The organism is Pararhodobacter sp., from assembly GCF_034676075.1.
Taxonomy (GTDB): domain Bacteria; phylum Pseudomonadota; class Alphaproteobacteria; order Rhodobacterales; family Rhodobacteraceae; genus Pararhodobacter.
Genome location: NZ_JAUCCQ010000188.1, coordinates 1 through 4,850, shown reverse-complemented (window position 1 = coordinate 4,850; position 4,850 = coordinate 1). Strand labels below are relative to the sequence as shown.

The 4,850-nt window shown below is 70.6% G+C and carries 6 protein-coding genes; 5 read left to right on the top strand and 1 reads right to left on the bottom strand.

Going from position 1 to position 4,850, the window contains the following annotated elements; translation table 11 throughout:
• Positions 1 to 1,697 (bottom strand): DNA polymerase III subunit gamma/tau (locus VDQ18_RS22770; protein ID WP_323023145.1); only part of this gene is annotated, 1,697 nt, incomplete at its 3' end.
• 84 nt (positions 1,698 to 1,781) lie between these two features.
• Between VDQ18_RS22770 and VDQ18_RS22765 the strand changes: the two genes are divergently transcribed.
• The 5 genes from VDQ18_RS22765 to VDQ18_RS22745 all read left to right on the top strand — a co-directional run bounded on the left by VDQ18_RS22765 (position 1,782) and on the right by VDQ18_RS22745 (position 4,753).
• A complete protein-coding gene (locus VDQ18_RS22765; protein ID WP_323023144.1) occupies positions 1,782 to 2,483 on the top strand; it encodes a YafY family protein in 702 nt (233 codons plus the stop codon).
• A 45-nt stretch (positions 2,484 to 2,528) separates the two neighbouring features.
• Positions 2,529 to 2,900 (top strand): VOC family protein, encoded by a 372-nt coding sequence (locus VDQ18_RS22760; RefSeq protein ID WP_323023143.1) that lies wholly within the window; start codon positions 2,529 to 2,531, stop codon positions 2,898 to 2,900.
• Positions 2,897 to 3,307, top strand: a complete 411-nt coding sequence (locus VDQ18_RS22755; RefSeq protein ID WP_323023142.1) for an EVE domain-containing protein — start codon at positions 2,897 to 2,899, stop codon at positions 3,305 to 3,307. Before VDQ18_RS22760 ends, VDQ18_RS22755 begins: the two co-directional genes overlap by 4 nt.
• Before the next feature lie 86 nt (positions 3,308 to 3,393).
• Positions 3,394 to 3,786, top strand: a complete 393-nt coding sequence (locus VDQ18_RS22750) for a DUF2147 domain-containing protein (RefSeq protein WP_323023141.1) — start codon at positions 3,394 to 3,396, stop codon at positions 3,784 to 3,786.
• 76 nt (positions 3,787 to 3,862) lie between these two features.
• Positions 3,863 to 4,753, top strand: a complete 891-nt coding sequence (locus VDQ18_RS22745; protein ID WP_323023140.1) for a DMT family transporter — start codon at positions 3,863 to 3,865, stop codon at positions 4,751 to 4,753.
• Positions 4,754 to 4,850 lie beyond the last annotated feature (97 nt).

Genomic DNA, 4,850 nt, shown 5'->3' with positions numbered 1-4,850 from the left:
TCCTCGACCTCGGCCAGGGCCGATTCGGCCACTTCCTGCTCGGTCTCGACCGGGGGGCGGAAGTCGTGGAATTTCGCGCCCGGGAAGGCCTCGAAGATCGCCTTGACCAGCGGGTCTTCCAGCGCCTGCGCGTCGCGCTTGGCCTTGGCCTCGGCCTCCTGCTCGGCAATGGTCGGGCCGCCGCCCTGAGCGATGGAGACCGCCCAGCGGGTGCCGGTCCAGTGCTGGAGCCGCCCGGCCAGCCGGGCGGCAAGATCGGGCGCGGCGTCAGGCGTCGGCTCGAATTCGATCCGGCCCGGGGAATAACGCACGAGGCGCAGGCAGCGCTTCACCTCGGTCTGCAGGATGATGTCGCGCCGTTCGGCGATCAGCTCCATCACCCGCTCGAAAGTCGCGAATTGCGCCAGCGCATGCGGCGCCCCGGCCAGAGCCGCCTGCGCGCCACCACCCCCGCCCGAGGACACGCCGCCCCGGCCCATCGCCGTGACCCCGCCGCCCATCGGCAGGCCGCCACCGCCGCCGCCCGAGGGGCCGGGCGGGGGCGGGTTGTCCTGCAAGCGGCGGATCAGCTCATCGGGCGTCGGCAGGTCGGCGACATGGGTCATGCGGATGACCGCCATCTCGGCCGCCATCATCGCGTTCGGTGCCTGCGCCACTTCCTCCAGCGCTTTCAGCAGCATCTGCCACATGCGGGCGAGGATGCGCAGGTCCAGCCGCGCCGCCAGATCGCTGCCGCGCTGACGCTCGTCGGGGCTGACGGTCGGATCCTCGGCCGCGGCGGGCGTGACCTTGATGACGCTGACCCAATGGGTGATCTCGGCCAGATCGCGCAGCACGGCGACCGGGTCGGCCCCGTCCGCGTATTGCGCCGCCAGTTCCTCAAGCGCCGCCGCCGCGTCACCGCGAAGGATCGCCTCGAACAGGTCCATGACCCGGCCGCGATCGGCCAGCCCCAGCATGGCGCGGACCTGATCGGCCGTCGTCTCGCCCGCGCCGTGGGAAATCGCCTGATCCAGCAGCGACATGGCATCGCGCACCGACCCCTCCGCCGCCCGCGCGATCAGCGCCAACGCATCCTCGGCCACCTGCGCGTTTTCCTTGCCGGCGATCCGGGCCAGATGGGCGATCATCACCTCGGGCTCGATCCGGCGCAGGTCGAAGCGCTGGCAGCGCGACAGGACCGTCACCGGCACCTTGCGGATTTCCGTGGTGGCGAAGATGAATTTCACATGCGGCGGGGGTTCTTCCAGCGTCTTGAGCAGCGCGTTGAAGGCGCTGTTCGAGAGCATGTGCACCTCGTCGATGATGTAGATCTTGTAGCGGGCGCTGGCCGCGCGATAGGCCACCGAATCGATGATCTCGCGGATGTCGTTGACGCCCGTCCGGCTGGCGGCGTCCATCTCCAGCACATCGACATGCCGCCCCTCGGCAATCGCCCGGCAGGGCTCGCAGACGCCGCAGGGCTCGGTCGTCGGCCCGCCGTTGCCATCGGGGCCGATGCAGTTCAGCCCCTTGGCGATGATCCGCGCGGTGGTGGTCTTGCCCGTCCCCCGGATGCCCGTCATGACGAAGGCATGGTGGATGCGGTCGGCGGCGAAGGCGTTCTTCAGCGTGCGCACCATCGCCTCCTGCCCGATCAGATCGGCGAAGGTCTCGGGACGGTATTTGCGGGCCAGTACCTGATAGGTCTCACTCATGCGCGCGACACTAGGCAGCAGCCCGCCCGCCGTCCAGCCCTTCCGCCCCTTGCCCCGCCGCCATTGCTGCGCGACACCAGAGCGATGACCAACCGCGCCGAACGCCTTTTGCAGGTGCTGGAGATCCTGCGCCGCCACCGCCGACCCTTGGCCGCCGCCCGGCTGGCCGAGGAAACCGGCACCTCGCTGCGCACCGTCTACCGCGACATCGAGGCCCTGCGCGCGCAGGGCGCGGTGATCGAGGGCGAGGCGGGCGTGGGCTATGTGCTGCGCCCCGGCTTCCTGCTGCCGCCCCTGATGTTCAGCCGCGAGGAATTGGAGGCGCTGGTTCTGGGCACCCGCCTTGTCGCCGCCCGCGCCGATCCGGCGCTGGCCGAGGCGGCGGGCAAGGCCTTGGGCCGGATCGGCGCCGTCCTGCCCGAGGAGTTGCGGGTCTTCGTCGATACCTCGCCGCTTCTGGTGCCCGGCCGGCTTCCCGGCGCCGGATCGCCGGTGATGACCGAATTGCGTGAGGCGATGCGAACCGAACACAAGGCCGAGATCCTCTACCGCAGCCTGGCGGGCGAGGAAACGCGGCGGGTGGTCTGGCCGCTGGCCATGGGGTTCTTCGAATCGGTGCAGACGCTGGTCGGCTGGTGCGAGCTCCGGCAGGGATTCCGCAATTTCCGCGAGGACCGGATCGCCGAATGCCGGGTGCTGGAGGCACGGTTTCCCCGTCGCCGGACGGTGCTGCTCAGGGAATGGTGGGAAGCAGACCGGGCGCGGAAGGCTGCTGACAGAAGCTGACACTCCGGGATGCGAGAGAGACGCATCGCAACCAAGGAGACGATCATGCAAGCGACCCCGATGTTCATTTTCTACGTCACCGACCCGGCAGTCAGCGCCCGGTTCTACGCCGATGCGCTGGGCGCGCCCATCCTTTACGAGGCCGCCGATTTCGCCATGCTGCCGCTGGGCGACGGCGCCCGGCTCGGCCTGTGGCGCGCCGAGGAAGTCCAGCCCCGCGCCGGTTTGGCCCCGGGCGGCGCCGAACTCGACGTCGCGCTGGCCGATGCCGAGGCGCTGAAGGCGGCCGAGGCACGGCTGGCCGCGCAGGGGGTGACGATCCTGCAACCGCTGACCACGCTGGGCTTCGGTCAGGCGGTGACGGTCGCGGACCCCGACGGGCACCGGCTGCGCCTCTATGTCCCGGCCATGCCGTGAGCCGGGCCTGGATCGCCGTTGCCTCGGCCGAACACGTGCGGATCGGGCGCGAGGGCGGCTTCATGCAGGTGAACCATGGCAAGGAGGCGCCGCTCCGGCGCCTCCAACCCGGGGACCGCGTGGCCTATTACTCGCCGCATGAACGGATCCGCGACGGCGCCCCGGTGCAGGCCTTCACCGCGCTGGGGATCGTGGCCGACGGGCCGGTCTATCAGGGGTTCATGAGCGCGGGCTTCCAGCCTTTCCGCCGGGATGTGCGCTGGCTGCCCACCCGCGACGCGCCGATCCGGCCGCTGCTGGAGCACCTGTCCTTCGGCGGGCCGGGCTGGGGCGCGCGCTTCCGCTACGGGCTTTTCGAGGTAAGCGCCGCCGACATGGACCTGATCGCTGCGGCAATGACAGACTGACGCCACGAGATCCGCCGAGGGACAAACGAGGCTCTTGCCACGACGGGGGCTAATCCGGATGCTGGCGGAAAACGGGAGGAACCACCATGAAAACCCTGATTCTGAGCCTGACCGCCGCCCTGAGCCTGATTGCCAGCGCCGCCGCCGCCGACCCGGCCGAAGGTCGCTGGCGCACCCAGCCCGACGACAACGGCAATTACGGCGTCATCTCGATGACGATGTGCGGCAATACTCTGTGCGGCACGCTGGTCGAAAGCTACAACGGCGCGGGCGCGGCCATCCAGTCGGCCAATACCGGCCGCCAGATCGTCTGGGACATGGAGCCGCGCGGCAATGGCCAGTACCGTGACGGGCAGATCTATGCCCCCGACCGCGACCAGACCTATCGCTCGCGGATGGATCTGGCGGGGGACCAGCTGACCGTCTCGGGTTGCGTGCTGTTCATCTGCCGCGACCAGACCTGGACCCGCGACAACTGACCATTCCGCAGGTTCCGGGTCGCCTCGGGCCACCCGGAACCGGCACAAGGCCCCGGTGAAACAACGAGGTAGTCCGATGTCCGGGGCCGACTGGCTGCGCCTGATCCTGCTGTCCGTCCTCTGGGGCGGATCGTTCTTTTTCGTGGGCGTCGCGGTGCCGGCGCTGCCGCCTTTCACCATCGTGCTGGCCCGGGTCGGCCTGGCCGCGCTGGTGCTGGCCGTGGCCCTGCCGCTGATGGGGCAACCCTATCCCAAAGGCTGGCGGCTCTGGGCCGCGCTGGGGGTGATGGGGCTCTTGAACAACGCCGTGCCCTTCACCTTCTACGTGCTGGCGCAGGGGCAGATCAGCTCGGGCCTGGCCTCGATCCTCAACGCAACGACGCCCCTTTGGGGTGTGGTCGTGGCGCATCTGGCAACGCGGGACGAGCGGCTCTCGCCGCGCAAGGCGCTGGGCGTGGTGGCGGGCTTTCTGGGCGTGGCGGTGATGATGGGCGGCGGGCTTTCGGGCGGCGCCGGCACCGTCTGGGCGCAGCTCGCCTGCCTCGGCGCGGCGCTGAGCTACGCGCTGGCCGGGGTCTGGGCCCGGCGGTTCCGCGGCTATGGCCTGCCACCGCTATCGCTGGCGCTGGGCCAGCTGGTCTGGGCCAGCCTGATCATCGCGCCGCTTGCCGCGCTGACCGAGGCGCCCTGGTCCCTGCCCTTCCCCGGCTGGGGGGTGATCGCGGCGCTGGTCGGGCTGGCGGTGCTGTCCACCTCCTTCGCCTACGGGCTCTATTTCGGGCTCATCGCCAGCGCCGGGGCGGTGAACGCGTTCCTCGTCACCTTCCTGGTGCCGGTCAGCGCCATCGCCCTGGGCATCGCCTTTCTGGGCGAGGCGCTGCTGGCGCGGCATGTGGCGGGGATGGTGCTGATCGGGGCGGGGCTGGTGGTGATCGACGGGCGCTTGCTGGGACGGCGGCGTGGGTAGAGACCGGGGCGAAGGCGGGGGGCTGCCGCCCCAAGTCGATGCAAAACGGGGGGGGGGGGGGGGGGGGGGGGGGGGGGGGGGGGGGGGGGGGGGGGGG

Bases quoted from the DNA above. Each gene is read 5' to 3' on its own strand.
- VDQ18_RS22745 (WP_323023140.1), top strand. From the start codon at position 3,863: ATGTCCGGGGCCGACTGGCTGCGCCTGATCCTGCTGTCCGTCCTCTGG.
- VDQ18_RS22760 (WP_323023143.1), top strand. From the start codon at position 2,529: ATGCAAGCGACCCCGATGTTCATTTTCTACGTCACCGACCCGGCAGTC.
- VDQ18_RS22765 (WP_323023144.1), top strand. From the start codon at position 1,782: ATGACCAACCGCGCCGAACGCCTTTTGCAGGTGCTGGAGATCCTGCGC.
- VDQ18_RS22750 (WP_323023141.1), top strand. From the start codon at position 3,394: ATGAAAACCCTGATTCTGAGCCTGACCGCCGCCCTGAGCCTGATTGCC.